Origin of the sequence: Klebsiella sp. C283, from assembly GCF_048822555.1 — a bacterium.
Lineage (GTDB): Bacteria > Pseudomonadota > Gammaproteobacteria > Enterobacterales > Enterobacteriaceae > Klebsiella > Klebsiella quasipneumoniae.
This window is the reverse complement of the sequence record NZ_JBMEZS010000001.1, coordinates 71,741-98,204: the sequence shown is the minus strand read 5'-3', so window position 1 is coordinate 98,204 and position 26,464 is coordinate 71,741. Positions and strand designations below refer to the sequence as shown.

The 26,464-nt window shown below is 61.3% G+C and carries 21 protein-coding genes and 1 pseudogene; 7 read left to right on the top strand and 15 right to left on the bottom strand.

Features of this window, described 5'->3' with window-relative positions; all coding sequences use genetic code 11:
• Positions 1-711 precede the first annotated feature (711 nt).
• The 3 genes from ACOI7Z_RS00450 to ACOI7Z_RS00440 are packed head-to-tail and all read right to left on the bottom strand — an operon-like array spanning position 712 to position 7,673.
• The gene (locus tag ACOI7Z_RS00450) at positions 712-3,804 is read right to left on the bottom strand and encodes an efflux RND transporter permease subunit (RefSeq protein ID WP_087849362.1); all 3,093 of its coding nucleotides are present in this window, start codon (positions 3,802-3,804) and stop codon (positions 712-714) included.
• 13 nt (positions 3,805-3,817) lie between these two features.
• Entirely contained in the window at positions 3,818-4,897 is a 1,080-nt protein-coding gene (locus ACOI7Z_RS00445) for an efflux RND transporter periplasmic adaptor subunit (RefSeq protein ID WP_023288735.1), read from the bottom strand.
• Positions 4,898-4,949: 52 nt separating this feature from the next.
• Entirely contained in the window at positions 4,950-7,673 is a 2,724-nt protein-coding gene (locus tag ACOI7Z_RS00440; RefSeq protein WP_170927850.1) for a cation-transporting P-type ATPase, read from the bottom strand.
• Positions 7,674-8,174: 501 nt separating this feature from the next.
• Between ACOI7Z_RS00440 and ACOI7Z_RS00435 the strand changes: the two genes are divergently transcribed.
• Positions 8,175-8,423 (top strand): DUF1158 domain-containing protein, encoded by a 249-nt coding sequence (locus tag ACOI7Z_RS00435; RefSeq protein ID WP_002893037.1) that lies wholly within the window; start codon positions 8,175-8,177, stop codon positions 8,421-8,423.
• A 17-nt stretch (positions 8,424-8,440) separates the two neighbouring features.
• Here the strand turns inward: ACOI7Z_RS00435 and ACOI7Z_RS00430 are convergent, their stop codons facing one another.
• The gene (locus tag ACOI7Z_RS00430) at positions 8,441-8,782 is read right to left on the bottom strand and encodes a RamA family antibiotic efflux transcriptional regulator (protein ID WP_420701886.1); all 342 of its coding nucleotides are present in this window, start codon (positions 8,780-8,782) and stop codon (positions 8,441-8,443) included.
• A gap of 30 nt (positions 8,783-8,812) precedes the next feature.
• Entirely contained in the window at positions 8,813-9,928 is a 1,116-nt protein-coding gene (locus ACOI7Z_RS00425) for an MBL fold metallo-hydrolase (RefSeq protein WP_162543091.1), read from the bottom strand.
• Between the two features lie 179 nt (positions 9,929-10,107).
• On the opposite strand from ACOI7Z_RS00425, the gene ACOI7Z_RS00420 reads away from it, so the two are divergent.
• The 3 genes from ACOI7Z_RS00420 to nfsB all read left to right on the top strand — a co-directional run bounded on the left by ACOI7Z_RS00420 (position 10,108) and on the right by nfsB (position 11,830).
• Positions 10,108-10,692, top strand: a complete 585-nt coding sequence (locus ACOI7Z_RS00420) for a TetR/AcrR family transcriptional regulator (protein ID WP_023288732.1) — start codon at positions 10,108-10,110, stop codon at positions 10,690-10,692.
• A complete protein-coding gene (locus ACOI7Z_RS00415) occupies positions 10,689-11,057 on the top strand; it encodes an MmcQ/YjbR family DNA-binding protein (protein WP_004202487.1) in 369 nt (122 codons plus the stop codon). Before ACOI7Z_RS00420 ends, ACOI7Z_RS00415 begins: the two co-directional genes overlap by 4 nt.
• A gap of 119 nt (positions 11,058-11,176) precedes the next feature.
• Complete coding sequence (gene nfsB, locus ACOI7Z_RS00410; protein ID WP_023288731.1) at positions 11,177-11,830, top strand: oxygen-insensitive NAD(P)H nitroreductase; 654 nt, start codon at positions 11,177-11,179, stop codon at positions 11,828-11,830.
• A 156-nt stretch (positions 11,831-11,986) separates the two neighbouring features.
• Here nfsB and ACOI7Z_RS00405 read toward each other — a convergent pair whose 3' ends face one another.
• From ACOI7Z_RS00405 to ACOI7Z_RS00390, 4 genes and pseudogenes are all read right to left on the bottom strand, one after another.
• Positions 11,987-12,274 carry a helix-turn-helix domain-containing protein gene (locus ACOI7Z_RS00405; RefSeq protein WP_049013658.1) on the bottom strand — a complete coding sequence of 96 codons (288 nt, stop codon included), beginning with the start codon at positions 12,272-12,274 and terminating at the stop codon, positions 11,987-11,989.
• Positions 12,267-12,584 (bottom strand): annotated as a pseudogene (locus ACOI7Z_RS00400) (type II toxin-antitoxin system RelE/ParE family toxin). Before ACOI7Z_RS00400 ends, ACOI7Z_RS00405 begins: the two are co-directional and overlap by 8 nt.
• A gap of 184 nt (positions 12,585-12,768) precedes the next feature.
• Positions 12,769-13,812 carry a DUF2157 domain-containing protein gene (locus tag ACOI7Z_RS00395; RefSeq protein ID WP_087849364.1) on the bottom strand — a complete coding sequence of 348 codons (1,044 nt, stop codon included), beginning with the start codon at positions 13,810-13,812 and terminating at the stop codon, positions 12,769-12,771.
• 515 nt (positions 13,813-14,327) lie between these two features.
• Positions 14,328-15,194: a helix-turn-helix transcriptional regulator gene (locus ACOI7Z_RS00390; protein WP_023288725.1), complete on the bottom strand. Its 867-nt coding sequence runs from the start codon at positions 15,192-15,194 to the stop codon at positions 14,328-14,330.
• A gap of 108 nt (positions 15,195-15,302) precedes the next feature.
• Here ACOI7Z_RS00390 and ACOI7Z_RS00385 point away from each other — a divergent pair, with 108 nt between their 5' ends.
• Together ACOI7Z_RS00385 and ACOI7Z_RS00380 are read left to right on the top strand one after the other, a co-directional pair.
• A complete protein-coding gene (locus ACOI7Z_RS00385; RefSeq protein ID WP_048296961.1) occupies positions 15,303-16,730 on the top strand; it encodes an MFS transporter in 1,428 nt (475 codons plus the stop codon).
• Positions 16,731-16,800: 70 nt separating this feature from the next.
• Positions 16,801-18,045: a mechanosensitive ion channel family protein gene (locus tag ACOI7Z_RS00380; RefSeq protein ID WP_023288723.1), complete on the top strand. Its 1,245-nt coding sequence runs from the start codon at positions 16,801-16,803 to the stop codon at positions 18,043-18,045.
• Between the two features lie 2 nt (positions 18,046-18,047).
• Here ACOI7Z_RS00380 and ACOI7Z_RS00375 read toward each other — a convergent pair whose 3' ends face one another.
• On the bottom strand, positions 18,048-19,028 hold the full coding sequence (locus ACOI7Z_RS00375; RefSeq protein WP_017900840.1) for a LacI family DNA-binding transcriptional regulator: 981 nt from the start codon (positions 19,026-19,028) through the stop codon (positions 18,048-18,050).
• A 248-nt stretch (positions 19,029-19,276) separates the two neighbouring features.
• On the opposite strand from ACOI7Z_RS00375, the gene ACOI7Z_RS00370 reads away from it, so the two are divergent.
• A complete protein-coding gene (locus ACOI7Z_RS00370) occupies positions 19,277-19,693 on the top strand; it encodes an Exc2 family lipoprotein (protein WP_023288721.1) in 417 nt (138 codons plus the stop codon).
• Positions 19,694-19,726: 33 nt separating this feature from the next.
• On the opposite strand, the gene ACOI7Z_RS00365 is transcribed toward ACOI7Z_RS00370, so the two are convergent.
• The 5 genes from ACOI7Z_RS00365 to ACOI7Z_RS00345 form a co-directional block, all read right to left on the bottom strand.
• Positions 19,727-20,878 carry a Gfo/Idh/MocA family protein gene (locus ACOI7Z_RS00365; protein ID WP_087849365.1) on the bottom strand — a complete coding sequence of 384 codons (1,152 nt, stop codon included), beginning with the start codon at positions 20,876-20,878 and terminating at the stop codon, positions 19,727-19,729.
• Between the two features lies 1 nt (position 20,879).
• The gene (locus tag ACOI7Z_RS00360; RefSeq protein WP_023288719.1) at positions 20,880-21,902 is read right to left on the bottom strand and encodes a sugar phosphate isomerase/epimerase family protein; all 1,023 of its coding nucleotides are present in this window, start codon (positions 21,900-21,902) and stop codon (positions 20,880-20,882) included.
• A gap of 16 nt (positions 21,903-21,918) precedes the next feature.
• The gene (locus ACOI7Z_RS00355) at positions 21,919-23,124 is read right to left on the bottom strand and encodes an MFS transporter (RefSeq protein ID WP_072096478.1); all 1,206 of its coding nucleotides are present in this window, start codon (positions 23,122-23,124) and stop codon (positions 21,919-21,921) included.
• A gap of 187 nt (positions 23,125-23,311) precedes the next feature.
• Complete coding sequence (gene pheP, locus ACOI7Z_RS00350) at positions 23,312-24,688, bottom strand: phenylalanine transporter (RefSeq protein ID WP_023288717.1); 1,377 nt, start codon at positions 24,686-24,688, stop codon at positions 23,312-23,314.
• Positions 24,689-24,917: 229 nt separating this feature from the next.
• Positions 24,918-26,402 (bottom strand): aldehyde dehydrogenase family protein, encoded by a 1,485-nt coding sequence (locus ACOI7Z_RS00345; protein ID WP_087849370.1) that lies wholly within the window; start codon positions 26,400-26,402, stop codon positions 24,918-24,920.
• Positions 26,403-26,464: the final 62 nt, after the last annotated feature.

Sequence of the window (26,464 nt, the reverse complement as noted above, 5' to 3'; positions counted from 1 at the left end):
GGGCAAGGGATTGCCGCCGTGCCCGATGTCCTTGCCCGGTGGCGCTGCGCTTACCGGGCCTACAGAGTCTGCTCGCTATGGTATGGCCCCTGAAAACTACGGGCGTGCAGCGGGGCCGATTCCCGCTGAAATCGGCTCTCCCCCAGAGGAGAGAGGACCGCCCGGTAGTCGTTGCAGCCCCGGTATACACAGCGGGGCCACGGAGAAAGGCACATACAATTTTTAACGTATATATTCTGATCGCTATGGTATGGCCTCTGAAAACTACGGGCGTGCAGCGGAGCCGATTCCCGCTGAAATCGGCGAACCGGAGGTCGGCAGACAAGGGCTGGCCGCCACGGAGGGCGGCCAGAGGCGATTCGAGACACGACAAAATTGCCGGGAGCAATTTTGAACAGCGCTTGCGCTGGCCCCGCAGGGGCGAGTCCCAGGGATGGGACGAGTAGTATCGAGTTGAGCCGACCGCAGGCGGACGACCGGGAGGTGAGCGTAGTGCGCAGCACCGATTTCTCTGCGGGACCGGGGGGATTGTAAAGGGGGAGACGGTTTTCTCCCCCTTTACCCGTTCACCAGCGAAGGACTACCCTTTTCTGCCAAACGCAACGTGAACGGAAAATTCCCCCTAACCCCGGCTCTCCCCAAAGGGAGAGGGGACCGCCCGGTAGTCGTTGTAGCCTGGGGTATCCCCGTTACCGACCGGTAGCGCCGCGCTTACCCCCGCCGATGCGCCCACTCGCGCATACGCTGAAACAGCACATACAGCGAAGGAATAAACAGGATGCCAACCATCGTCGCCACCAGCATCCCGCTGAACACCGTGGTGCCGATGATCCGCCGGCTCTGCGCCCCGGCGCCGGTGGCGAGCATCATCGGCATGATGCCGATAATAAACGACACCGCGGTCATCATCACCGCGCGGAAGCGGCGGGTGGCGCCCTCGCGCGCGGCGTCGACTATCGACAGTCCCTCCTCGCGCCGGCTGCGGGCGAACTCAACGATCAGAATCGCATTCTTCGCCGCCAGGGCGATCAGCAGCACCAGCCCTATCTGGACATACACATCGTTGGCATAGCCCGCCGTCCACAGCCAGACCAGCGCTCCGCCGATGGCGAACAGCACCGAGAGCATGACGCTCGCCGGCAGCGTCCAGCTTTCATACTGCGCCACCGGGAACAGCCACGCCATCGCCACTGCCGCCAGCACGATCCACACCGCCTGATTGCCGGTCTGCTGCTCCTGCCAGGAGATCCCGCTCCAGGCGTAGTCATACCCCGGCGGCAGATGGGCCTGCAAAATCTGCTCCATGGCCGCCATCGCCGTGCGGCTGCTGACCCCCTCGGCCGCTGAACCGCTCACCGACACGGACGGGAACTGGTTGTACTGCTGAATAAACGGCGCCCCCACCGTCGGCGTAATGGTGACCAGATTGCTCAGCCGCACCCGCTCGCCGTCGCGGCTGCGGACGTACAGCTCGCTAATCTGCTCAGCCCGCTCGCGCCACTGCATCTCATTTTGCATCACCACATGATAGACACGGTTGTTAAGACTGAAATCGCCGGCGCGCGTGCCGCCGAACGCCGTCTGCAGGCTGCTGAAGATCTGCGCCACCGGCACATCCAGCAGCGCCGCCCGATCGCGGTCGACCGTCAGGGTCAGCTGCGGCACGTTGCTGCTCCAGGTGGTAAATACCCGGCTCAGCTGCGGATGCTGGTTCGCCAGCTGAAGGATCTCCCGCGTCACCTGCTCCAGCTCCGCCGACGACTGACCGGCCTGCGCCATAATGCGCAGATCAAACCCCGAGGCATTGCCCAGGCCCGGCAGGGTCGGCGGCGCGAAGGTCATGATCGTCGCCTCCGGCAGCGACAGCAGCTGTCGCTGAATATCCGCCATCACCGTATCCAGCGGCGGCCGCTGATGCCAGTCCTTGAGCATCACCGAGATAAACCCGCCGTTAGCGGCGCTGGTGCCGTTGAGAATGTTGAAGCCGGACACCTGAATCACATCCTCCACCGCCGGGTTAGCCGTCAGCAGCTTGCGCGCCTGGGCCATCACCGCTTCGGTACGCTCCAGCGACGCCGCCTCCGGCAGCTGCACACTGGCAAACAGGTAGCCCTGATCTTCCTGCGGCAGGAAGCCTTTCGGCATCGAGGTGAAGCTGAACGCCACCAGCGCGCCCGCCGCTACCGTCGCCGCCAGCGCCAGCCACGGGCGGCGGTTCATCCAGCCCACCAGCCGGCCATAGCCGTCGCGGGTGCCGTCGAGAAGACGGTTAAACGCCCGCCACACTGCCGCCGGCCGGGCGGGTCGCGGGCGCAGCAGCAGCGCGCAGAGGGCCGGGGTCAGGGTTAACGCCACCAGGCTCGACAGGGCCACCGCGGTGGAGAGCGTCACGGCAAACTGCCGATACAGCTCGCCGACGATCCCCGGGAGCAGCGCCACCGGCACAAACACCGCCAACAGCACCAGGGTCGTGGCGATCACCGGCCCGGCGATCTGCCGCAGCACCTGGGCGGTGGCCTGCAGGCGATCCAGTCCTTCCGCCATTTTGGTTTCGACATTCTCCACCACCACAATGGCGTCATCCACCACCATCGTCAGGGCAAGAATAATCGCGAACAGGCTGAGGGTGTTGGCGCTGTAGCCCAGCAGATAGAGCACCGCAAAGGTGCCGATCAGTGACACCGGGATCGCCAGGGCCACGATCAGCGTCGCCCGCCAGCTCTGCAGGAACAGCGACACCACCACCACCACCGCCAGCAGGGTCAGCGCCAGCGAGACGCCGATCTCTTTGATCGTCGCCGCCACAAAGCGGGTGGTATCGAACTTCACCTCCCAGGTGAGATCCGCCGGAAAGCGAGTGTGCAGGCGGTTAAGCTCCGCGCGCACCGCGCTGGCGACCTGCAGGGCGTTGGCGGTAGGCGTCGGATAGATCCCCAGATAGGCCGACGCTTTACCGTTCAGCTGCGCGCCGGAGCTGTAGCTGCGGGCGCCCAGCTCGATGGTCGCCACGTCGGCGAGGCGCACCAGCTGCCCCTGCGCGCCGCGACGGAGGATAATCTCGCCAAAGCTGGCCGCCTCGTTCAGACGCCCCAGTCCGTTGATGGTCAGCGTCTGCTGCTGGCCGTTGAACACCGGCGGGGTACCCACCTGCCCCGCCGCCCCCTGCACATTCTGCTCGCGCAGCGCCTGGGCAACGTCATCCGTAGTGATGTTAAGGGCGTTCATGCGGTCAGGGCGCAGCCAGATGCGCATGCTGTAATCCCGGGCGCCAAACATCTGCACCTCGCCGACGCCGGGCAGGCGGGCCAGCGCCTCGCGCACCTGGGTGCTGGCGTAATTGCTGACAAACAGCGGCGACAGCGTGCCCAGCGGCGAGTAAAGGCTTACCCCCATCAGCAGGTTGCTGGCGCGCTTGCGCACCTGGACGCCATTCTGCTGCACTTCCGCCGGAAGCTGCGCCAGCGCCTGCGCCACCCGGTTTTGCACGTCGATCGCCGCCAGATCGGCATCGGTGCCTGCCGCGAAGGTGATACTCAGGCGGTACGTCCCCTCGTCCGAGCTGGTGGACTCCATATACAGCATATGATCGACGCCGTTGAGCTGGGTCTCCAGCGGGGCGGCGATGGCCTCCGCCACGTCTGACGCGCTGGCGCCCGGCCAGCTGGCGGTGACGTTCACCACCGGGGGCGTGATCGCCGGGTACTGCTCCACCGGGATCAGCTTCAGCGATACCGCGCCGACAAAGGTCAGCAGCAGCGCGATCACCATCGCAAATCGCGGACGACGGATAAAAAAGGTCAGCATCCCCTCTCCTTAGCTAGTTCAGCACCTGCACCGCGGCGCCTTCGCGCAGCCGCTGCGCGCCGTCAGTGATCACCTGCTCGCCCGCCTGCAGCCCTTTCTCGACCGCAAACTGCTGCCCCTGTTGCCCCGCAAGGGTCAGACGACGCTGCCCGGCGGTGTGGTCCGGCTTCAGCACCCAGCTGAAAAAGCCCTGCGGATCCTGCTGCACGGCGGCAGCCGGGATCATCACCCGCGACGACAGCGCTTGCGGACGGAACAGGATCGTCACGCTGCCGCCCGGCAGCAGACGGTGCTGCGGATTGGCAAACTCCGCCCGCACCGCCACGCTGCCGGTGCGGGCGTCGATCCGGTTATCGATGGAGGTCAACACGCCGTCGCGCCGTTTGCCATCCACGTCAATTTGCGCCAGCCATGCCTGCTTCAGGGCGTGGATGTCGGCATGCTGGCCGGTTTTGCTGAAAAACGCGGCTTCGTCGAGGGCAAACGACACCCGTACCGGATCGAGCTGCACGATGTCCGCCAGCACCCCGCTGGACGGGTTGACCAGCGTCCCGACGTGAAAGGCGCTGTGGCCCACCCGCCCGGTCACCGGCGCCGCAATCCGGGTATAACCGAGCACAATCTGCTGAGCCTCGACGCGGGCTTTCGCCTGCTGCACGGCGGCGGCGGCGACGTCGCGCTGCATCCGGGCCGTGTCGAGGTCGTTGCGGCTGATGGAGTGGTTGTTGATGAGCCGCTCATAGCGAGTGAGCAGCTGCTGCGACTGGCGTAACGAGGCTTCGGCGCTTTTCAGCTCGGCCTGCGCCAGGGCCAGCGCCGCGCGGGGCTGCGCGTCGTCGAGGGTAAACAGCAGGTCGCCCTCGGTCACATACTGCCCGTCCTGGAAGTGGCGCTGAACAATCACCCCTTCGGTGCGTGCGCGAATGTCGACGGCGCGGATCGCCTCGACCCGCCCGGGGATGGCGCGTTCTTCAGCGTGAGGAGCCCGTTCTACCGTGGCGACGCGGACCGGCACCGCCGGCGCGGCGGTCGCCGTCAGGGCGCTGCCGCCCAGGACGCAGGCCAGCAGCGCAAAGCGAAAGGTGTTAATCATAGAGGATCCTTGCGAAAGTAACGCGCGCCTGCAGCCAGGCGCGCGAGATCGATCAGGCCGTTTTGCGGAACCTGCGCGTCAGACGCTTCTCGACTTCCACCACCAGGAACATGGCGATGCCGATGACCAGGGTGACAAACCAGTAGCGCAGCGGCAGCGCTTCCGTGCCAAACATGTTCTGCATCAGCGGGACATAGATAATCACCAGCTGCATCAGCAGCAGGACACCGGTCACCAGCCAGATGCCTTTATTGCGCAGCAGGCCCATGCTCAGGGAGAAGCTGTCGCTGCTGCGGCAGTTGATCATGTAGACCCACTGCGCCGTCACCAGCATCTGCAGCAGCACGGTGCGGATAAACTCCGGACTGTGGCCGCGCGGCGCCAGCCAGGCCTCAAGGATAAAGGCGGCAATCGCGATCATCGACCCGACGAAAGCCACCCGCCACACGGCGAAACCATCCATCACGTGCTGGCCGGTTTTACGCGGCGGGCGGTTCATCACGTTGCGCTCCGCGGCCTCAAAGGCCAGGCCGAAGGAGAGGGTCGCCGACGTCGCCATGTTCATCCACAGGATCAGCACCGGGGTCAGCGGAATCATGTTCCCCGCCAGCAGGGCGATGATGATCAGCAGTCCCTGCGCCAGGTTGGTCGGCATGATGAAGAGGATGGTCTTCTTCAGGTTGTCATAGACCCGACGGCCCTCTTTTACCGAGCTGGCGATGGTGGCGAAGTTATCATCGGTCAACACCATGTCAGCCGCCTCTTTGGTGACTTCGGTGCCTTTGATGCCCATGGCGATACCCACGTCGGCCTGGCGCAGCGCCGGCGCGTCGTTGACGCCGTCGCCGGTCATGCCGACCACTTCGCCGTTATCCTGCAGGGCTTTCACCAGGCGCAGCTTATGCTCCGGGCTGGTGCGGGCAAAGATGTCGTACTCCACCGCCGCCTTCGCCAGCGCCGCATCGTCCATGTGCTCCAGCTGGTAGCCGGTCATGGCCTGGCTGCTGTTGGTGATCCCCAGCATCTGGCCGATGCTCATCGCCGTCTGCGGGTGGTCGCCGGTGATCATCTTCACGCGGATGCCGGCGGTCTGGCAGGCGTGGATAGCGTCAATCGCTTCCGGACGCGGGGGATCCATCATCCCGGCGATGCCGAGGAAAATCAGTCCCTCCTGCAGGTCCTCATGGTTCAGCGTGGTGGCATCAACGCTGGCCGGCTTACAGGCCGCCGCCACCATGCGCAGCCCCTGACGGGCGAAGCGCGCCATCTCCTCTTCCCAGTACTGCGCCTCGAAGGGCACCGCGCCCTGGCGGGTCATCTGCTCGCGGCACATGGCGAAGATGACGTCCGGCGCACCGGTGATTAACACCCGGGCATCGCCATCAATGTGCTGCAGCGTCGACATATATTTGTACTGCGAGTCAAAGGGGATCTTGGCCACCAGACGGGCCTCCGCCGCCGGGAGCTGCGCTTTCGCCGCCAGCACCTTCAGCGCCCCTTCGGTCGGCCCGCCGGTGATCCCCCACAGGCCGCGCTCATCCTGGGTAAGCTGGCTGTCGTTGCACAGGTCGATGGTGCGCAGCCAGGTCTCCAGCACGGTACCCGGCTGAACCTGCACGGGCTCATCGCTCCCCTCAAGGAAGATCCTCCCCTGCGGCTCATAGCTGTCGCCTTCCACCCGATAGCAGCAGTCGGCGGTGATGATCGCCTTGACGGTCATTTCGTTCATCGTCAGGGTGCCGGTTTTATCCGAGCAGACCATGGTCATGGCGCCGAGGGTTTCCACGGTCGGCAGCTTACGGATAATCGCCCGCTTGCGCGCCATCGTCTGGACGCCGAGCGACAGAATAATCGAGATGATCGCCGGCAGCCCCTCCGGTACCGCGGCCACCGCCAGGCTAATCAGCGACAGCAGCAGTTCGCCCATCGGGATGTCCCGCAACGCGAGGCTGAAAATAAACAGCGCTACCATCATGGCGAGGATAATGACGAAAATCGCTTTGCCGAGCTTATCCATCTGCACCAGCAGCGGGGTGCGGTGCTTCTCAATGCCCGCCATCATCTGGTTGATATGGCCGAGTTCGGTCTGCGCGCCGGTGGCGGTCACCACGCCGACGCCGCCGCCGGCGCTGACGGTGGTCCCGGAGAAGACCATATTCACCCGGTCGCCCAGCGGCAGGTCGCCCTCCAGCGCGTCGGTGATTTTATCCACCACCGTCGACTCGCCGGTGAGGATCGCCTCTTCCACCCGCAGGTTGTGCGTTTCAATCAGCCGCATATCCGCCGGCACGCGGTCGCCGGCGCGCAGAATAACGATATCCCCCGGAACCAGGTCGCGCGTCGGGATAGTCTCATGTTTGCCGTTACGCTGGACGCGGGCATCGCTGGAGAGCATGTTGCGGATCCCCTGCAGGGATTTTTCGGCGTTGCTCTCCTGGATATGGCCGATCAGGGCGTTAATCACCGTCACGCCAAGGATCACCAGGGTATCGACCCAGTGACCCATGATGGCGGTGAGCGCCGCGGCGGCCAGCAGCACATAAATCAGTACGTCGTTAAAGTGGGCGAGAAAGCGCAGCCAGGCCGGTTTTCCCTTCTTTTCCGGCAGTGCGTTCGGCCCGCAGGTATTCAGGCGCTCGGCGGCATCTGCGGAACTTAACCCAGCGGCCTGGCTTTTGGTCTGCGCCAGCACTGCGTCAACGGTCTGCTGCCAGACCTGCCGTGGCGCGGTGTCGCCCGAGGGCGTCGTAAACTTTGGGTTATTCATCTTGGTCAAATTACATTTTCCTTATAAATTCCGTGAGTCGGAAAGCCTGAAATCATTCCTGGCCAATGCAATAAAAGGTGGCGAAAAAGCCGATAAAAATGTGAACCATTACAAGCCTAAATTTTTCGCAAAATAAAAAATATGTGGTAAGTTAATTCCACAAACCAACTATTACAGAATATTAATAAACCAAAACTAAACGAGGTCAAATATGTTTGGAATCTACCGCGGACGCCGTCTGGCGCTGTACATCCTGCTGGCCAGCATCGCTGCCACGCTGGTTGGGTATAGCACTTATAGTTTTGTAAAAGCGCTGGCATAATAATGACGTTAATTTACAAGCAACGAATTTTAATTTAATTACAAATTATTTCAGATTAATTAACACGAGAAGACAATGCAGGCAATAATATTAAAAAGAGGCGTATTAAGGCGAGTAAAATACAAAGCATATTGCGTTAGGTGTTATTTTGCCGGACAATATGTTTTTTAACTGATGATTAACATGACATGAAACATCCGCTGGAAACGCTCCTCTCCGCCGCCGGGATCTTACTGCTGGCCCTGCTCTCCTGTCTGCTGTTGCCCGCGCCGTCGCTGGGCCTGACGCTGGCGCAAAAGCTGGTTGAGACATTCCATATGATGGATCTCAACCAGCTTTATACCGTGCTGTTTTGTCTGTGGTTCCTGGCGCTGGGCGCCATTGAGTATCTGGTGCTGCGCTGGGTGTGGCGTCGCTGGTTTTCCCTCGAACGCTAAATCAGGAAGGGCGCGCCTCAGTGGGCGCGGCTGTGGTTCTCTTTACGGTAGGCGCCCGGCGGCAGATTGAAGGTCCGGGTGAAGACGCGGGTAAAGGTCTGTTGTGAATCGAAGCCATACTTCAGGCAGATATCGTAGACCCGCTGATCGGTGTCGCGCAGATCGCGGGCGGCCAGCAGCAGCTTCCTTTCGCGTATATAGCGCCCCAGGCTCCCCCCTTTATACTGTAAAAACAGCCGTTGCAGATGCCATTTCGAATACCCGGCATGGCGAGCGATATCATCAATACGCAGCGGTTGATGCAGGTTGTCATCAATCCACTCGACGATAGTGTCAATCACCTGAGCGGAAATCGTCATATGCTCTCTCCTCTGATACTGCACTGGCGCTTAGCGCCACCAGGCGTTAAATGATTGCGTCTTATCGGCGACCCACACCGGCTCGCCCTGCACAGGCGTCAGCAGACGCCAGGCCCTTCCTTCGCTGGCAGCCGCCAGCCGTTGATACGGTTCATCCCAGCTGTGTTTCGCCAAAACGAATCGTCCTGCATGCCCAGGCAGCACCGCGCGAGCGCGCAGGTCGTCAGCAGCCTGAGCCGTTTCATCCGGCATCATGTGGATATATTTCCAGTCCTGGTCATACTGTCCGTTCTCCATGATCGCCAGATCGATCGGACCGAACTCATCGCCTATCGCTTTAAAGTGCGGCCCATACCCGCTGTCGCCGCTGTAATAAATCTTTTGCTGCGGGGTAACGAACAGAAAACTGGCCCACAGCGTCTGGTTGCGCTTCAGCCCACGGCCGGAAAAGTGCCGCGCCGGCAGGACGTGGACGGTGAGCTCATCGCTAACCGGAATCGCCTGCTGCCAGTCCGCTTCGGTAATCAGCGCCCCGTCCATTCCCCAGTAGCGCAGGTGCGACCCAACCCCCAGCGGCGTAATGACCCGCTTAATTTTCGGCAGCAGAGCGCGGATGGTGGCGTAATCCAGATGGTCGTAATGATCGTGGGAGACGATCAGCAGATCGATCTCCGGCATCCCTTCCGCCCGCCACGGATAATCGCCGGGGAAGGCTTTATTGATAAAGGAGAACGGCGCCGCGTAATCGCTGAACACCGGGTCGATCAGGATGCGTTTTCCCGCCAGCTGCAGATACCAGGAAGAGTGGCCGAGCCAGACCATCACGTCCTGCCCGAGGGGCAGCGTCGCCAGGTCGGTTTTCACCAGCGGCAGCGGCTGCGCGGGACGGGCGTTTTCCCGTTTGGTCATCAAAAAATCCCACCACGCCGCCAGCATATTTTTCTGCCCGGTAAATCCCGGCGTGGGCAGCTGGTTATGGAACTGGCCGTCCCGGTAGTGGGGAGACGCTTCCACCTGGCTAAGCTGTGCCCCCTGCGGCGCCTTACCAAAACCGGCATTGAGGACAAACGGCAATGTCGTTGCTGCTGCGAGTAACATGATGGCGACCACGCTGAAAGTGACACGGTTCATATCCTGACCAGACAAAAGCCCCCATCCCGGAGGCTTTATGATATAACTTGATTATGAGTGAGTACGCACTCATTATTAGGAATGTGATGAAAGTCGTCAAGACGATTTTCAATTTTTGCGTTCCGCCGTTGCAGCGACCTGGTCAGACGTGCAAAGATCGGCGGTTTGTTTAAACCTGCGTGAGGAAAAATGTAGTGGCTCGTCCAAAGAGTGAAGATAAAAAGCAAGCGTTACTGGAAGCTGCCGCCGCGGCTTTCGCCCAGTCCGGCATCGCCGCCTCAACGTCGGCCATCGCCCGCAGCGCCGGGGTTGCCGAGGGGACGCTGTTTCGCTATTTCGCCACCAAGGATGAGTTGCTCAACGAACTGTACCTCGCCATTAAGCTGCGCCTGGTGCGGATGATGATCGCCGGGCTGGATCCGGACGAAAAGCGCCCGAAAGAGAACGCGCGCAATATCTGGAACAGCTATATCGACTGGGGTGTGCGCAACCCGATGGAGCACAAGGCGATCCGCCGGATGGCGCTCAGCGAGCGCATCACGGACGAAACCCGCCGCCAGGTGAAAGAGAGCTTTCCGGAGCTCAACGAAATGTGCCAACTGTCGGTGAAAGAGATATTCCTCAGCGAAGCGTATCGCGCCTTTGGCGATGCCCTGTTTCTGTCGCTGGCGGAAACCACTATCGAATTCGCCAGCCACGATCCGCAGCGCGCCCGGGAGATTATCGCCCTTGGCTTTGAAGCCATGTGGAACGCCCTGCATGAGGCGGATGCCAAATGACGCCGGAAACGCTGCACCCCTGCGCCCACCGTATCGCCCTGACCTACCCGTTTACCGAGCACTGCTGGCCCTTTGGGCCGGAGTACGACGTGTTTAAGGTCGACGGCCGCATCTTTATGATCACCATGACCATTCGCGGCCGGGCGCTGGTCAACCTCAAGGCCGAGCCGCAGAAGTCGCTGCTCAATCAGGAAATTTATCGCAGTATCGAACCGGGCTACCATATGAACAAGAAACACTGGATCACGGTGGTGCCGGGTGACGACATCAGCGAGGATCTGCTGGCCGAGCTGATTGACGACTCATGGCATCAGGTGGTGAACAAGCTGAGCAAAAAAGCCCAGCAGCGCCTGCGTCCGCGCTGATTTTCAGCCAAACGCGATAAGTGTTATCGCATTTTTCACCCTTATCATTTGGCGATCTTCGCTATACTCTTCCTCTCCTGAACGCACCGGTAAGGTGCTGTAAACTGTGAGGAAGAGTTATGGATATCGTATCGGTCGCTTTGAAGCGCTATTCCACCAAGGCCTTTGACGCCACGAAAAAGCTGACTGCCGGGGAAGCGGAACAGCTGAAAACGCTGCTGCAGTACAGCCCGTCTAGCACCAACTCCCAGCCGTGGCACTTTATCGTCGCCAGCACCGATGAAGGGAAAGCCCGCGTGGCGAAAGCCGCCAGCGGTACCTACGTGTTCAACGAACGTAAAATTCTCGACGCCTCGCACGTGGTGGTGTTCTGCGCGAAAACCGCGATGGACGACGCCTGGCTGCAGCGCGTCGTGGATCAGGAAGAGGCCGATGGCCGTTTCGCCACCCCGGACGCAAAAGCCGCTAACCACAAGGGTCGCACTTTCTTTGCCGATATGCACCGCAAAGAGCTGAAGGATGACGATCAATGGATGGCGAAGCAGGTGTATCTCAACGTCGGCAATTTCCTGCTGGGCGTGGCGGCGATGGGTCTCGACGCCGTGCCGATTGAAGGGGTTGATTTTGCGATCCTCGATGAGGAATTTGACCTGAAAGCCCAGGGCTACACCAGCCTGGTGGTGGTCCCGGTCGGCCATCATAGCGTTGAAGACTTTAACGCCTCCCTGCCGAAGTCGCGTCTGCCGCAGTCGACGACCATTACCGAGATCTAATCTCCCCACAAGGCGCCTTTAACCGGGCGCCTGTGGTGTCGCTTGTCAGTGCCGGGTGGCGGCTACGCCTGACCCGGCCTACATAACCATGTCTATATCAGCTGGTTAGCCCTCACCTTAGGCCCGCGCAAGCGCAGCGCCGCCGGGCGCGTTAATTTAATAAAGTAAAACTTGCGGGTGCTTTATACCGCAGGCTAACGCGTATCGCGTTAAGGTATCCAGACTGGCGCGGGTGATATTGGCTTCCATTCTGGAGACCGTTGGCGCACTCACCCCCATCCTCTGCGCCACCTGGGCTCGGGTCAGCCCCGCCTGCTCGCGCCATTGCGCCAGCATAGTACGTAATCGATGTTGACGTTCTTGCGCATCGAACGCAGCCTGAACCTCAGGCTGGCTGAGCAGTTCCGTTTTTAACGTATCCCAGTCAATGATCTTTTTACTCATTGCGCATCTCCTCTAATCGCTTCAGCGCCAGGCGAATTTCCGATGACGGGGTTTTTTGCGTTTTCTTGACAAAAACCCGTAGCAGAAAGAGCGTCTTGCCTTGCTGAAAAACGTAAATCCCCCGCCCCTGTACCGAACCTAACGCCCGAATTTCGAATAGCCCCTACCCCAGCGGTTTACTATCAGGTTCTCTCAGCGCGGTGGGATTTTGGCGTAACTTGTCTAATTGCCTGATCATCTTCGCCTGGACAATGGCCGGAAGCGCCTGCAATTCCTTTTTAACGTCCACGTGCACAACCATTCTGAACATCAGACTCCCTTCCTCTAAATGTTAGCATATAAGGCAAATTGCCTTAAAGGCTAATTTTGCCGATGCCCGGCAAGCGTATGCGCATTTGCTGCCAATCGCAGAAAAACGTGCTGAAACTGGAATCATGGACGAAAAAAAGCCGCGACTTAGCGCGGCCTGAGTGGTTAGCGTTCTCAAAGCGAGGTTAGTTGTTCTCCACCTGCCTTTCACCCGCGTGCCAGATACGCTCGGCATAACGGCCAATCACCGCCAGCGAGACGGCAAGGATCAGGAAAAACAGCACCTTGTGCATCCCGTTCCAGAAAAACTCAAAGAAGCGGGTATAGAGATTGATCGCCAGGAAGGTTAACCCGAAGCCGCGCAGCATTGCGTCATCGGTTTTCAGACTGATAAAAATGCAGACGCCGGCCGCCGCGGCAAACAGCAGCCCCCACGGCAGGAGTCGCGCCTGGCTCACGTTGTACCAGCTGTCAGCGTCGTAATTGCCGAAAATCGACAGGATCCACAGCGCAATAAACAGATACGTGAGGCCCATCGCCTTGCTGACGGTAAACAGCTGCCGCTGGCGAAGCAGGGACTGCGCGCCGTAGCAGAGCGCCAGCAGCGCGCCGCCGAACAGGACGAAGCGAATCGGGTAGTTCATGCCCAGCCAGTAGGCGCCCCACCCCGAGATATAGCCGGTTTCCGCGCCAAACCAGTTGCCCAGCGCCAGCAGAAAAAAGAGCCACACCAGCCCGGAGCGGGCAGCATAGCCGATAGCACCGTAAATCACGCATCCGACCAGAAACAGCGGCGCGATATGGCCGCTGCCGTTATCCAGTCGTTCACCAAGCTGCCATAGCGCCACCGCGGTAAAGACAACGCCCAGAAACAAAATCGCCTCGGTGCTGTAGTGCCACTGCGTCTCCCGCCGCTGGCGGCGAAAACCCCAGGCGTAGCAGGCGACAGCCAGCAGCGCAGGCAGCAGGATCCGCGTCAGCGCCGAGCGGCTGAACAGGCTCAGCAGCCACGCCACCAGTTCATTGTCGGCGAACAGACTGCCCAGAGCAATCAGCACGCAGGTCAGCGCGGTCCAGAAGGCATAGCGGCTCAGACGCCGCCAGTCGAAGGGGGAGACGCGCAGCGTTTGCGCCAGCCGCTGGCTGTCCGCCGGGGTTAACTCCCCGCTGGCCTGCCAGGCGTTCAGCGCGCGCTGAATAATGCGCTGCTCTTTTCGGGTTACGTTCATAGGCATTCCTTGAGACTGATGACAAACCTGTTTTCGCTAATGTGCTCGCCTTTCTGCGGGTGGCAGTTGCGCCTGACCCGGCCTACGGTCCCAGCCTGGGGCTGCTGAAACTGCCGGTGTTGCGGCCTCAACATCGCTGAGACGTTCCCGGCAGGCCGGGGCAGCCCGCATGGATGCGGGCTGAGGGCCGTGTTTTGCACGGACGCTGCCTCGGCCCGACCCGAAGCCTGCAGGGATAAGTCGAAGGCACCACGCAGTGGCGATGTTGCTGGCCGGAGCCCGGGGGTGCAGGGGGCGGCGGCGACTGGCCGCCCCCTGTGCGCTCCCTGCGCCATGAGAGATATAACGCAGAAGACTAACCGGGAGCGCAATGTGCGCTGAAGTCGCAGATAACATACAGGACTTCCCGACAGTGCTTTCCCTCCCCTATTCCCGGGGGGAGAGGGAACCGTCCAGCAGCGCCAGCCGGGCAATACCCGAAGATGGCACATTGCCAGCCATCTGATTCCTTGTGATTAATGTTGGTCCAGCCACGCCAGCGCCTGCTCGCCCGCCTCGTCCATCGGCAGGTAGACCAGCAGGCGCGAACCGTTGCGCGGCGCCGAATACCAGTACATCTGCTGCAGGCTGAATCGCCCGAGCTGCGGGTGGTTAAAATGTTTAATCTGGTTTTCCACGCCGCGCACCTCGTAGCGCTGATGCCACAGCGCTTCAAACTCCGACGAGGCGGCGAAAAAGCGCGCCAGTTTGTTTTCCCATGCCGGATCGCCGCGGTGCTCGGCCATCGCGGCGCGGAAATAGGAGACGAAGGTCGGCAGCACATCGCGATTTTCGATCCGGCTGCGCCAGGTCTCATGGGTCAGATACAGATAAATGCAGTTGCGATCTTCTTCCGGGAGGGTGGCGAAATCGATGCCCATCAGGCGGCAGAAGCTGTCGTTCCAGGCCACAATATCAAAGTTCGGTTTCTGAATACTGGCGGGCTGCGGCATCAGGCTGTCCAGCATTCGCCGGGTGCCGGGGCTGATGCCTTCGCATACCGTCACCTGGGTCGCTTCCGGCGGGGTCAGCCCAGCGAGCACGAACAGGTGCCGGGTCTCGAGCGGGCTGCACTGCAGGGCATTCGCTACCCCCACCAGCACCGCTTCCGACGGATTCACCTCCCGCCCCTGCTCCAGCCAGGTGTACCAGGTGACGCCGACGTCGGCAAGCATCGCCACCTCCTCCCGGCGCAGACCCGGCGTGCGCCGGCGGCCCACCCGGGGCAACCCCAGGCGCTGCGGATCGAGGCTCTCACGCCGGGCGCGCAGAAACGCCCCCAGCTGTTTGCGCCGATCGTCCGGCACGGCGAACGTCGACTCTCGTTGCGGCATCGTGGTCATCACCCCTCCAGCATGGTAGTTCCAGTACCAGTATAGACAGGAACTGGTACCCGTTTAATTTATCGGTAATGCTACGTCGGTCTGCTGAATGACGCAATGGAGAACCCCATGAAAACGTCTGCTGTTTCACCCGGCCGCGCCGGTCTGTGGCTGCTGCTGGGCGGCCAGATGCTGCCGCTTATTGATACCTCGATCACCAATGTGGCGCTGGACGCCATCACCCACACCCTGGCGGCCAGCGCTACGCAGCTGGAGCTTATCGTCGCGCTCTACGGCGTCGCCTTTGCCGTCTGCCTGGCGATGGGCAGTAAGCTTGGCGATAACTATGGCCGCCGTCGCCTGTTTATGTGGGGCGTCGCTCTCTTTGGCATCGCTTCCCTGTTGTGCGGCATGGCGAACAGCATCAGCGCCCTGCTGGCCGCCCGTACCCTGCAGGGCGCCGGGGCGGCGCTGATTGTGCCGCAGATCCTCGCCACCCTGCACGTCACCCTCAAAGGCCCGGCCCACGCCCGGGCCATCAGCCTGTATGGCGGGATCGGCGGGATCGCGTTTATCGTCGGTCAGATGGGCGGCGGCTGGCTGGTATCGGCGGATATCGCCGGGCTGGGCTGGCGCAACGCCTTTTTTATCAATGTGCCGATCTGCCTGCTGGTGCTGGCCCTGAGCCGCCGCTATGTGCCGGAAACCCGTCGTGAGACGCCGTCGCGGATTGACTGGCAGGGTACCCTGTACCTCGCCCTCATCCTCTGCTGCCTGCTGTTCCCGATGGCCCTCGGTCCGGAGCTGCACTGGCCGCTGTGGCTGCAGCTGATGCTGGTGGCGGTCCTGCCGCTGCTGTTCGCCATGCGTCAGAGCGCCCTGCGCCAGCAGCAGCGCGGCGACCATCCCCTGCTGCCGCCGCGTCTGCTGCAGTTGACCAGCATCCGCTTCGGGATGGCCATCGCCCTGCTGTTCTTCAGCGCCTGGTCCGGCTTTATGTTCTGCATGGCGCTGACCATGCAGGAGGGGCTGGGGATGGCGCCGTGGCAGTCCGGCAATAGCTTTATCGCCCTCGGCGTGGCCTATTTTATTTCGGCGCTGTATGCCCCGCGGCTTATCGCCCGCTACAGCATGGGGCGGATCCTGTTGACCGGTCTGACGGTGCAGATCGCCGGGCTACTGCTGCTGTGCGCCACCTTCTCCCGCTTCGGCATCGCCACCACCGCCCTGACGCTGGTCCCCGCCACGGCGCTGATCGGCTACGGTCAGGCGCTGATCGTCAACAGCTTTTACCGGATTGGCATGCGCGATATCAGCGCCAGCGACGCCGGGGCCGGGAGCGCCATCCTCAGCACCCTGCAGCAGGCGACCCTCGGTCTCGGGCCGGCTATACTCGGATCGCTGTTCCTGGCGCTGGCCCGCCGCGGCGGCGGAAACTATCCGCAGGCGCTGATTGATTTTCTGCTGGTCGAGGTGGCCATGATGCTGTTGCTGGGGGCCATCGCGCTGTGGCTGCGCCATCATCTCAACCGACAGCCGGCGACGGCGGCGTCGTAATACCGGCGGCGGTAATTTGCATAATCGTTATCCAGCGGTCATCATACCCGCTGGATATTCAGGAGACGTTATGCAGGAATTAATATCGCAAATTGCCGCCTTAGGAATCGAAATAACCCCCACCCGCTCGCTGATGATTATCTTCGGCATTATCTTGTTCACCGCCGTCGTCGTGCATCTGATATTGCACAAAGTGGTCCTGCGCGCTTTTGAAAAACGGGCGTTGGCCAGCAGCCATCTGTGGTTGCAAATCATCACGCAGAATAAACTCTTTCACCGACTGGCCTTTACCCTGCAGGGGATCATCGTTAACGTGCAGGCGGTGCTGTGGCTGCAAAAAGGCAGCGAGGCCGCAGAAATATTAACCACCGTGGCTCAGCTATGGGTGATGATATATGCCATGCTGTCCTTCTTCTCGCTGCTGGATGTGATCTTAAAGCTGGCGCAGAAATTTCCCGCCGCCTCTCAGCTACCGCTGAAGGGGATATTCCAGGGAATTAAGCTGGTGACGGCGATTATTATCGGCATCCTGATTATTTCCCTGCTGATAGGCCAGTCGCCAGCGATCCTGATTAGCGGGCTCGGCGCCATGGCCGCGGTACTGATGCTGGTATTTAAAGATCCGATCCTTGGTCTGGTGGCCGGTATCCAGCTCTCGGCCAACGATATGCTCAAGCTTGGCGACTGGCTGGAGATGCCGAAGTACGGCGCCGACGGCGCGGTGATCGATATCGGCCTCACCACGGTCAAGGTACGCAACTGGGATAACACCATCACCACCATTCCGACCTGGTCGCTGGTCTCCGACTCATTTAAAAACTGGAGCGGGATGTCGGCCTCCGGCGGCCGCCGCATTAAGCGCAGCCTCAACATCGACACCACCAGCATTCATTTCCTCGATGAACAGGAGCAGCAGCGCTTGATCCGGGCGAAGTTGCTTAAACCCTATATGGATTCGCGCCACGAGGAGATTAGCGCCTGGAACCAGCAGTATGCCGGGGAGCAATCGGTCCTCAACGAGCGCCGAATGACCAATGTCGGCACCTTCCGCGCCTATCTGCAGGAGTATTTACGTCATCATCCGCGCATCCGCCAGGATATGACCCTGATGGTGCGCCAGCTGGCGCCGGATGCCAACGGCTTGCCGATCGAGATCTACTGCTTCACCAACACCGTGGTGTGGGCGGAATATGAGGGGATCCAGGCGGATATTTTCGACCATGTCTTCGCCGTGGTGGAGGAGTTTGGCTTACGCATTCATCAAACGCCCACCGGCAACGACATTCGCGCGCTGGCGGGGGCCTTCCCCCGCTAACCTCAGGCGCTGGCGCGGGCGATCACGCGCCAGTCCATCATCACCCGCTCGACGGCGGCGTCGGGATCGTCGATGCGTTTCATTAACAGATCCACCGCCGTGCGGCCGATCGCCCGGGAGGGCTGTTCAACGGTGGTCAGCTGCGGGGAGACCACTTCCGCCAGCTCGGTGCCGTCGAAGCCGATCACCGCGATATCCTCCGGCACTCGCAGCCCGGCCTGGTCAATCGCCCGCAGCGCCCCGGCGGCAAGGGAGTCCGATACGGCAAATACCGCGTCGGGCTTCTCATCTTGCGACAGCAGCTGCTCCATCGCCCGTTTACCGGCCGCCGCGCTAAGATCCTGCGCGTAGGTTACCTGCTGATACGCCAGACCGTGCACGTGCAGCACGCTTTTATAGCCGCGCTCGCGCAGACGAGCGTAGCGATAGCTGAGGTCGTGATTAATGAGCGCAATGCGCCGGCGGCCGCCGTCGGCCAGCCGGGACACCGCCCCCTGGGCCGCCTCGACGTCGTTAATCCCGACGCAGGAGATGCTGCCGGTGTCGGCATACTCCGCACACTGCACCCAGGGCGCATCGCCAATCATGGTGGTCAGTTCCGGCAGGCTGGAGAGCGCGTTCATGGTGATAATGCCATCGACCATTTTGCCGGAGAGCAGCTGCAGGCCGGAGGTCGAGCGGGCCAGATCCGACCCGGAGTTACACAGCAGAATGCGGTAGCCGTTCTTTTCCGCCTCTTCTTCTATCCCTTTCACCACCTCGGCGCAAAAGGGGTTAGCGATATTGGAGACCATCACCAGGATCATATTGCTGCGGGCGGTTCGCAGCTGTCGCGCCAGCAGGTTCGGCTGATAGTTGCTCTCTTTGATCGCCTGCAGCACGCGCTCACGGTTTTTGGCTTTTACCGTATCGCTGTTGTTCAGCACCCGCGACACCGTGGCCACCGAAACGCCGGCCAGACGAGCAATTTTCTGAATAGACATAAACCCTGCACTTCCTGCGATAGAGGTGGATCCTGCAGGCTATCATAAATGACCTCTGGTTGGCCTGCCAGCCTGGCGCGCAAGCGCGGCTCAGTAAGACGGTGTCTCGGGAAACTATTAATAATCAGGGCTTCTCTCCCGCCCCGTTAACGCGCATCCTTTTGCCGTTTCATATGCTTATTAGCGCAGGAGGCGCAACAGACCGCCTGCGCCCCATTTGTGCTTTTATGATTAAGGATGATATCCCCATGAGGCTCTCCACCGCGATTCTCGCCCTCAGCTGTGCCCTGGTAACGATCACCGGCTGCACCTCGTCAAAATCGTCACCGGAACGCCACGCCTATGCGTTCGTCGCCCACCGCTCCGATTTTGTCGGCGGCAACTTCACCGTCAACCGTCAGGAAAATTACCGTTTAAACCTGCCGACCTTCACGGCGATGTACGCCCGCGGCCAGCAGGATAAAGCCGCTGGCATGAGCGAAAGCGACGCCCGCCGCACCGCCGAGGCCATCAAACAGCAGGCGGCGCAGGGCACCCGCACCGAGCACGCTTTTACCGGCAACGCCAGCGACAAATGGGATAATGCGATGGAAAATAAAGATGCCGTCCTGTTCGGCAATGAGCTCTCCGGGGCCTATCTCGACGGCTATCTTGGGGTGAAATAACCCGGCGGCGCGCGTCCTGCGCCCCGCCAGAATTCAGCGTTCGACGCTCACCCAGCGCTGCTGCTGATGGCTTTTGACGATCGCCTCGATGATGTACATCACATCGGCGCCGTCGTCGAAAGCGGCGAAGCGCCGGGCCCCGGCCTCCGGCATCTTCCCGGCGCGCACAGCCTGATAAAAATGGCCCATCATATTCTTAAAGGCGTCCGGCCAGCCCTCAATATGGCCGCCGGGGTAATGGGCGCTGTCAGCGATCTCCGGCCGCAGCAGGCTGGGGTCGTCGCTGAGCCGCCGATCCGGCTGCTCGCGGTGGCCAATCCACAGCCGCTGGGGCACTTCCTGATCCCAGGCCAGAGAACAGCGGCTGCCGTTAATCTCCACCGCCAGACGGTTTTTCCGCCCGGCGCTCACCTGAGAGACCATAAAGCTGCCTTTGCTGCCATCGTCAAAACGCAACAGCACCGAGCCAAAGTCCTCGGTATCGACAGGCCGGGTTTCATATCCCTGCGCCTCGTGAACGGCGCTGAAGGTCGCTTTGCCATTCACTGGCGCTTTACGCGTCGGCCAGACGATAGACAGATCCGCCATCACCTCGACAATCCGCCGACCGGTCATAAACTGCACGGTATCGCACCAGTGGGAGCCGATGTCGGCCACCGTCCGCGACGCGCCGCCCTGCGCCGCATCAACCCGCCAGTTGTAGTCGGTCTCCAGCAGCATCCAGTCCTGTAAATAGCTGCCGTGCGCCGCGAAGATTCTGCCGACATCGCCATGGCGGATCATCGCCGCCGCCTGCTGGACCATGGCGAACTGGCGATAGACGAAGCTGACGCCGTGCACCACGCCGGCCCGGGCGGCAAACGTCACCAGCTCCCGCGCCTCCTCCGCCGTCATACACAGCGGTTTTTCGGAGAAGACGTGCAGCCCGGCGGCGAGGATCTGCCGGTTAATCTGGGCATGCAGATGGTTCGGCGTACAGTTATGCACCACCTGCAGCCCCGGGTGGGCCAGCAGCGCCTCCACGCTGTCGTAGGCATGGGCAATATTCAGCGCTCGCGCCTTGCGCTGCGCCGCCTCAAGGCTGCTGTCGCACAGCGCCACCACCTCGATATCCCCCAGCCGCCGCAGCGCCTCCAGATGCGCCGGACCAATAAACCCTGCCCCAATAATCGCGACCTGAATCATATTATTCCCTCCCGCCGGCGGCAAAGTCATCGAAGGCCCGCCCGGCAACGGGAATGATATGGCGACGAATAAACTCGCTGCCCTCGCGCGCGCCGGTCTCAGCGTCCTTCAGGCAGCACTCCCACTCCAGCACCGCCCAGCCGTCAAAATCATATTCGGTCAGCTTACTGAACACCCCTTTGAAGTCGATCTGCCCGTCGCCGGGAGAGCGGAACCGGCCAGCCCGCTGCTGCCAGGGCTGATAGCCGCCGTAGACGCCATTGCGCCCGTTGCGGCGAAATTCGGCGTCCTTGACGTGAAACGCTTTAATACGCGAATGATAGATATCGATATAGGTCAGGTAGTCCATCTGCTGCAGATGCAGGTGGCTCGGGTCATAGAGCATATTGCAGCGCGGATGGTTATCCACCCGCGCGAGAAAACGCTCAAAGGTCACGCCATCATGCAGGTCTTCGCCGGGGTGGATCTCATAGCAGACATCAACGCCCTGCTCGTCGAAGAGGTCCAGCAGCGGCCGCCAGCGCCGGGCCAGCTCGGCAAAGGCCTCATCCAGAAGCGGCTGATTATGCGGCGGCCATGGATAAAAAAAGGGCCATGCCAGCGCCCCGGAAAAGGTCGCATGGGCCTTCAGCCCCAGGCGACCGGAGGCCACCGCCGCCTGCTTGACCTTCTCCACCGCCCAGCGCTGGCGCGCCTGCGGATCGCCATGCAGCGCCGCCGGAGCAAAGGCGTCAAACGCTGCGTCATACGCCGGATGCACCGCCACCAGCTGTCCTTCAAGGTGGGTGGACAGCTCGCTGATCGCCAGCCCATGCTCCGCCAGGACACCGCTGACCTCGTCGCAGTAGGTCTGGCTCGCCGCCGCCCGCTCGACATCGAAAATCGCCGGGTGGTTGCAGGGGATCTGCAATGCCTTGTACCCGAGGCCGGCGGCCCACTGCGCTACCCCCTCCAGCGTGTTGAACGGCGCCTGCGGGCCGATAAACTGCGCCAGAAAAATGCCCGGTCCCTTAATCGTTTTCATACCCCCTCCTGAAAAATTAGTGCGGCTCTTTCTCGTTGTACTGGAAAGAGAAAAGGAAAATCAGTGCGATAACCGCAGCGGCCACCGCCGGGATCCACCAGAAGGTCACCCAGGCCTGCGGCACGCTCTGCCCGGCCACCAGATGGTTATACAGCGCGCCGGAGATCTGCGAGCCCAGCAGCATGCCGATCCCGTAGGTGAACATCACAATCATGCTCTGCGCCTGGCCTTTGACCTTCTCGCCCGCCACGCGGTCGGTGTAGATAAAGCCGACGACAAAGAAAAAGTCATAGCACACGCCGTGCAGCAAAATGCCGAGATAGAGCAGGAAGCGCCCCTCTTCGCTGACGCCGAGGGCGAAAAAGGCATAGCGCACAAACCACGCCGCCATGCCGATAAGCAGCATGTATTTCACCCCGAGGCGACGGAACAGCAGCGGGATCACCAGCATAAAGACGATCTCTGACATCTGGCCGAAGGACATCGCGGTGCTGACATCCTTAACGCCGGCATCCGCCAGATACGACGCGGTATAGGCGTAATAGGTACCTAACGGCACGGAAATTAAGGTGGCGCAGAGGGAGAAAATCAGGAAATGGCGCGTTTTCAGCAGCGCGAAGGCGTCCGCGCACAGCAGATCGCGAAACTGAACCGGCATGCCTTTGGCCGGCGCCGGGGTGTGGGGCAGCGTCAGGCTGTAGATCGCCAGCGCCACCGAACAGAGCGCCGCCAGGGTGAAGATGCCGGTGGTGTCAGAGATGCCGGTCACCCCGATGCAGATCCCGGCGATAATCCAGCCGATGGTGCCGAACACGCGGACCACCGGAAAGGTTTTATCGACGTTAGCCAGGCTGTGGAAGGCGATATTGTTGGTCAGCGCCAGGGTCGGCATGTAGCACAGCGTATAGCCGAACAGCAGGCCAATCAGCAGCGCACCGTTCTGCGCCACCAGCGCCTGGGGGACAAACCACAGGATCGCCGCCCCGGCCAGGTGCATCACCGCCATCACCTTCTGCGAGGCGAAAAAGCGATCCACCAGCATCCCCAGCACAAAGGGAGACAGGATGGAGGCGATCGGCCCGGCGGAGAACGCATCGCCGATCAGCAATGACATCTCATAGCGGGTCATGACCAGCCCCAGGGTCACCGACCAGCTGCCCCAGATAAAGAACTGCATAAACATCATTAACGACAGCCGCGGCACCAGAAAACGGTGGCTCACGCGGACACTTTCCCGACCTTCTGTTGTTGTGACCATGTTGCTCGCCCTCAGAAAAGTAATCGATTACAAAATCGCTCAAAACAAAAGTAATCGATTACAAAAAGAAGATCGCCAGGCAAATGCGCCACCTGCGAAGAGGATCACAATAAAAAGGCAGGCAGCCCCGCCGGACGGCGGGGCATCTCGCTTACGCCGGGCGGCGCAGCAGTTTGAAGGCGATAAACAGGAACAGGATCCACACCGGCAGCAGGATCGCCGACAGGCGCATCCCGTCGATCGTGCACATCAGCGCCAGAATCAGCCCAAGGAAAGCAATGCAGAAGTAGTTGCTGGCGGGCGCCAGCAGCGCTTTAAACTTCGACTCACGCCCTTTGCGGCGCTGGGCGGCGCGGAACTTCAGATGCGCCATGCAGATCATGATCCAGTTCAGCAGCAGCGTCGCCACCACCAGGGCCATCAGCAGTCCCAGCGCTTCATGCGGCAGCAGGTAGTTCAGCACCACCACCAGCGAGGTGATAATCCCCGAGAGCAGCAGAGAGTTCACCGGCACGCCGCGCTTGCTGACGCGGGCGAGGAACGTCGGCGCATTGCCCTGCACCGACAGGCCGAACAGCATCCGGCTGTTGGAGTACACGCCGCTGTTATACACCGACAGCGAAGCCACCAGAATGACGAAGTTCAGCGCGGACGCCACCAGGTTGCTGTCGAGATGATGGAAAATCATCACAAACGGGCTGCTGTCGGATTTGATCTCCACCCATGGGTAGAGCGCCAGCAGCACCACCAGCGAACCGATATAAAACAGCAGGATACGATAAACCACCTGGTTGACCGCTTTCGGAATGCTCTTTTCCGGATTTTGCGCTTCCGCGGCGGTGATACCGATAAGCTCCAGCCCGCCGAAGGAGAACATGATCACCGCCAGCGACAGGATAAGACCGTGCCAGCCGGTGGCGAAGAAACCGCCGTGCTTCCACAGATTATCGAAACCCGCCTTGCTGCCGCCGTGGCCGCCAAACAGCATCCACAGGCCAAAGGCAATCATGCCGATAATCGCCAGCACTTTTATCAGCGCGAACCAGAACTCCGCTTCGCCATACAGGCGCACGTTGACGAGATTGACGGCGTTAATAATGAGGAAGAAGGCCGCCGCCCAGATCCAGGTCGGAACGTCGGGCAGCCAGTACTGCATGTAGATCCCGGCGGCGGTCAGCTCCGCCATTCCCACCAGCACGAACATCACCCAGTAGTTCCAGCCGGACAGGAAGCCGGCGAATGGGCCCCAATATTTGTAGGCAAAGTGGGCAAAGGAGCCGGATACCGGCTCTTCCACCACCATTTCGCCCAGCTGGCGCATGATCAGAAAAGCGACAATCCCGGCCACCGCGTAGCCCAGCAAGACCGCCGGGCCAGCCATTTGAATCGCCGGACCAATGCCGAGAAACAGGCCGGTGCCAATCGCGCCGCCAAGGGCGATAAGTTGAATGTGTCGGTTCTGTAAACCGCGATGAAGCGTCGGGCCGCTCTCTTCTACGGCATCCGACGACGTTGACGCGTCTTTCACGTCGTTCCCCTGTGTGTTTTTGCGAAGGGGCACCTTTTATCACTTAGGGGGGATTGTCGCAAGTTGCGTGGGGCTATGGCGGCGGCTAGATTCCCCCCACGCTTGCACGATCCCAGGCCGGGCAAGGCGTCGTCGTCCGGCACATACGCGGCTGACTACCCGCTCTCTTTGCCCGCTGGCGCTGCGCTTACCGGGCCTACGTAGACGCCTGTAGCCCGGTCAGGAAAACTTAATATCGCACCATCACCGACTTCAGCTCCGTGTAGTCATCGATAAACGCGCTGCCGAATTCGCGACCGATGCCCGAGCCCTTCATGCCGCCGAACGGCACCGCCGGGTCGAGGAAGGTATGCATATTGACCCACACGATGCCGGCGTCTATCGCCTCCGAGTAGCGCAGCGCCAGGCGAATATTATCCGACCAGACGCTGGCCGCCAGGCCATACGGCGAGGCATTCATCCGCGCCAGCGCCTCGTCTTCACTGTGATAGCCGATAAAGCTGCACACCGGGCCGAAGGTCTCCTCGCGCATCAGGGTGCTCTCTTCACTGCGCACTTTGACCGCCGTCGGCTGCAGGAAATAGCCCTCCCCCGGCAGGGCTTCGCCGCCGCAGACGATGGTATCGCCCTCGTCGCGTGCGGTCTGAATGAGCCGCAATACTTTTTCATGCTGCTGGCGGTTGGCCAGCGGCCCCATCAGCGTGCGCTCATCCAGCGGCGATCCCGGCGCGAAGGCGCTGAGTCTTTCTTTCAGCAGCGCCAGCACCGCATCCAGTTTGCCCTGCGGCAGATAAAAGCGCTCCGCGGCGGCGCAAATCTGCCCCTGGTTCAGGTAGCCGGCTTCAAGAATGCCGTTGACCATCGCCTCCGGCGTCAGGTCGTCAAGAAACAGCGCGGCGTTTTTGCCCCCCAGCTCAAGGGTGACCCGTTTACCGAAAGCGCCAGCCGACTGCTGGACTTTCTCGCCAGTAGCCACCGAGCCGGTGAAGCTCACCTTGGCGCAGGCCGGATGGGTAATCAGCCGCTGAGCAATCTCGCCGCCGGCGCCGTTGACCACGTTAATCACCCCGTCAGGAATACCCACCGCTTTCGCCAGCTCCGCCACGCGCAGCAGCGTCAGCGGCGTATACTCACTCGGCTTGAGGACGATGGTGCAGCCGCAGACCAGGGCCGCCGCCAGCTTCCAGACGGCAATCATGATGGAGAAGTTCCACGGCACGATGCCCACCACCACCCCCAGCGGCTGGCGGCGGGTGAAGGCGGTATATTTCTCCCCGGCCATCGACGGCAGCGACACATCCAGCGTTTCGCCGGTCACCTTACCTGCCCAGCCGGCGAAGTAGCGCAGGAACGCGACCGATTGATCCAGCTCTAACATCCGCGCCAGGGTGATGGTCTTACCGGAGCAGAGACTTTCCAGCTGCGCCAGCGCTTCGCGATGCTCAGCCAGGGCATCCGCCAGCTTCAGCAGCAAGGTTCCGCGCGCCAGCGTCGGCATTTCGCGCCACTGACTAAACGCCAGGCGGGCGCTCTCTACCGCGCGGTCCGCCTGGTCGCTATCCGCCGCGGTGACCTCGGCGATCGCCCGCCCGGTGGCCGGGTTGATCACCGCAAACGGCGCGCCGCGGCCCGCCTCTCGCTCACCGGCGATAAACTGCCCGTGCGGCTGGCGTAAAAAGGCGGTCACTTCCGCCAGTAAGGTTATCTCGCTCATCGTCAGTACCCGTTTTTTCAGCAACGTTGGCCCATCACAGCACGGCTTCCCGCCGCCGCCCA